General features: G+C 54.6%; 2 protein-coding genes and 1 pseudogene. All 3 read left to right on the top strand.

Features of this window, described 5'->3' with window-relative positions:
* Positions 1-181, top strand: a pseudogene (locus tag AAIL67_RS24575) (hypothetical protein); the annotation flags it as partial.
* The gene (locus AAIL67_RS24570) at positions 178-1,596 is read left to right on the top strand and encodes a protein rep (RefSeq protein WP_343485387.1); all 1,419 of its coding nucleotides are present in this window, start codon (positions 178-180) and stop codon (positions 1,594-1,596) included. The pseudogene AAIL67_RS24575 and the gene AAIL67_RS24570, both read left to right, overlap by 4 nt.
* A 75-nt stretch (positions 1,597-1,671) precedes the next feature.
* On the top strand, positions 1,672-2,043 hold the full coding sequence (locus AAIL67_RS24565; protein WP_343485386.1) for a hypothetical protein: 372 nt from the start codon (positions 1,672-1,674) through the stop codon (positions 2,041-2,043).
* Positions 2,044-2,774 lie beyond the last annotated feature (731 nt).

Here is a 2,774-nt window from a genome sequence, read left to right as displayed (position 1 = left end):
TGAAAACATCATGGAGAGCGGAGAGAAGAAGCTCGAAATGGTCACGCTGAAGGTGCACACAGAGGCGTTCAAAAAGCTCGTCGGACAAAAGGTCCGGATTCCCGTTGGCGCCTTTGTAGCTAAGGGCGCTATCATGTTTTACGCGCTCAGAAATGAAGCGCAACCCATCTCGGCTTCTTGAAAAAGAAAATCCCCGCGAACGATTGGACCCGTTCCGGGGAGTGGCCGGTTTCTCAAGCGTTGAAGACCAACACAACCGACATGCAAAGCGTATCACGGACGCGCAAAAAATCCGCGCATATCGCGCAAATTTCCCCCCAAGCAACAAGCCATAGCGCAGACAGCGCGCGGCTGGCGGGAGCTTTAGCTCACGGCTGGCCGGGTGCGGGCGGCGCGAAGGGGTCCCCGCCTGCGGGGAAGGCTCGCGCGGGCCGCGAAACGGCCGCCCTTGGTATTAATGCGAAATTACGAGCCCCGGACGGCTCTGCAATGGCTAGACGGGTGGAACGCTTCGCGCTTCAGTCCATTGCTCGCGACATCCTTCCTGATTCCAGAACGGCTAAATGCCTGCGTATTCGCGCCCATGACAAGGACGTAGAAGTCTGGAAGTCAAAAGAATACGGTACTGCCAGCTATGGCGGCCTGCAGACATGCGGAAGCGTTTGGACTTGCCCTGTATGCGCGGCCAAGATCGCAGAACGGCGACGCCTGGAAATACAGGATGCAATGGCCCAGCATCGCGCTCAGGGCGGCGAAGTCCACCTTTTGACCCTCACCACACCTCACACTCGTTTTGATGCGCTAGAGGGTCTTCTAGAGCGGCAATCTAAGGCGCTTCAAGCCTTCCTGCGCGACAAGTCTGTAAAGAAGGTGTTCAAGGAAATGGGCCATCAGGGCCAGATTAGGGCATGGGAAGGCACCCACGGTCGCAAGGCCACAAACAACGGCTGGCACCCGCATTTCCACTTCCTGCAGTTCGTCCTGGTCAAAGGCGATGCTGCCCAGCTCATGGACTGGAAAACACGGCTGTATCTGCGCTGGGATGCCTACTGCCAGAAGGCCGGTCTAGGCTCTCCGAGCTTTGCCCACGGTATTGACCTGCAGGATGGCCAGCAGGCAAGCAACTACGTGAGTAAGTGGGGTCTAGAGGATGAAATGACCAAGGCCCATATCAAGAAGGGCAAGGCAGGTGGTGAAACGCCTTTTGACCTGCTGCGCGCTGTCCTGGCCGACAAAGAAGACAAGCAAGCATTTGCGCTGTTTGCGGAGTTCGCAAGGTGCTTTAAGGGCAAGAGGCAGTTGTCCTGGTCGAACGGCCTGAAGGCCCGTTTCAACCAGGCTGAAAAAGATGACCAGGAACTGGCTGCAGACATCGAGGACAGCGCGGAGCTGCTTGGCCAAGTCCTGCCCGATCAGTGGCGTGATGTGTTGAAGGTCAAGGCACGCGCTACGGTTCTGGAGCTTGCCACTTCTGCTGGATGGCCAGCAGTTCAGAAATTTTTGGCATTCATCGACGGCTGCCGCGATGGTGTCTATGAGTACGACCAGGCAATGGTGGCCGAGGCTAGAAAACTCATCTTGGAAGGAATGACCTAAGTGTCATGAAAGCGGGCCGGAAAGGTGTTTGCACCACCTCACCAGCCCTGACCACAAAACCTAGTTGGAGGCTTTATGGCTGAGTTCTATTTTAGGGCGCCACGTTTCGCCCATCTCCCGCATATCGAGACCATCTTGGACAGCATCGGCAATGATCGAGCTGTCTCTAGAAAGCTCGGTCTTTCCGAGTCGACGATTCGCAAATACCGGAAGTCAGGACAGGCGCCTAAGCCTGTTATGTATGCGCTGTTTTGGGAAACGCCCTGGGGGCGATCCACTGCTGATGCAAATGCGATCAATGATGCCCGCTTCGCTCACATGCGATCGATGACGTTGGAGAGGGAAAACAGGATTCTTCGGGATCAGATCGAGGCGCTTGAAAAGCGTCTTTCTGATGGCTTGCAGCTTGCAGCCAACCAAGAATTTTTCATGGTGGGTGCGCGATGAAGTACGAAAAGCAAATGGGCTACGTTCTTCGTCCTGCGATCTGGTTCTATCGAGCCTGTCCCGTCCCGTATCTGCGCCTCTTTCCACTGAAAGTTGCTGGCTACATCTGCCGATTAGTTATCCGGTTCACGCAGTGATAACGAAGGGGGCCTTAGTAGCAGAGAACTGTTGAATTAACCCACCACTAAAGACACAAGCGACCCGCTCTAAGCGGGTCGTTTTGTTTTCTGTAAAGAACTTTTGAGCCTGGATGCGTTGCGCGGAAAACAGGCTCAAAACAGCGCTCCAAGCCCGCCAACATTGTGTGTTGGCGCTAGCGACACCGTATAGGGCTTTGAGTTCAAAAGTCGTGACGACTAAATAGAGGCAGGTCGTCAAAAACTAAGGAAGGAAATCTTATGAAGACAGGAAAGCGAGAAAAAGGAAGTATTCCTCTATGGGTGGAGATGGCAGGAACGCTGTCTCGATTTTTTCAGGGAGCGGCTGTACTTGTTGCCAAGTTCTGGCCATGAGTAGCGAAGGGAGGTATCGGAGGGCTCCGCCCTCTGATGTTGAACCCTGAAACAGGCAAGGCCCAACGCAAGAGGCGTGTTGATCGACGCAGCTCATGCAAACCAATGATCTCCACCGCGGCTCCTTTCTCATGCTCGGTTGAAGCGTTTCCAGCGCGCCTGGAAGACAAACGGATGTTCTGAGGCTTTCAAAACCAAAAAACCGTTGCTATGATGATG

Source organism: Comamonas sp. A7-5 (assembly GCF_039581385.1).
GTDB classification, from domain to species: Bacteria; Pseudomonadota; Gammaproteobacteria; order Burkholderiales; family Burkholderiaceae_C; genus Comamonas; species Comamonas thiooxydans.
The sequence above is the reverse complement of the archived record's forward strand: the minus strand, read 5'-3'. Positions and strand labels throughout refer to the sequence as shown.